Origin of the sequence: Streptomyces silaceus (assembly GCF_001419745.1) — a bacterium.
Taxonomy (GTDB): Bacteria; Actinomycetota; Actinomycetes; order Streptomycetales; family Streptomycetaceae; genus Streptomyces; species Streptomyces silaceus.
This window is the reverse complement of the sequence record NZ_LIRJ01000147.1, coordinates 1-314: the sequence shown is the minus strand read 5'-3', so window position 1 is coordinate 314 and position 314 is coordinate 1. Positions and strand designations below refer to the sequence as shown.

Sequence of the window (314 nt, the reverse complement as noted above, 5' to 3'; positions counted from 1 at the left end):
CGGTGAGGTCGTCGGGCTGGAAGTACAGGCCGGGCTCGACGGTCAGGCACATGCCCGGTTCGAGCACGCCCGCCACGTACCCCTCGTTCCTGGCCTGCGCGCAGTCGTGGACGTCCAGGCCGAGCATGTGGCCGGTGCCCGCCATGGTGAAGCGCCGCTGGAGACCCAGTTCGTACGCGCGCTCGGCCGGCCCCTCGATGAAGCCCCACTCGACGAGCCGGGCCGCGAGGTGGCGCTGGGCCGCCTCGTGGAAGTCGGAGTACGCGGCGCCCGGCTTGACGGCCGCGAAGCCCGCCTCCTGGGCCTCGTACACC

Annotated in this window: 1 protein-coding gene; it reads right to left on the bottom strand. The window is 72.9% G+C overall.

Going from position 1 to position 314, the window contains the following annotated elements; translation table 11 throughout:
• Positions 1-314: M24 family metallopeptidase (locus AOK22_RS15730; RefSeq protein WP_157872244.1), on the bottom strand; the 314-nt coding region annotated here is incomplete at both ends.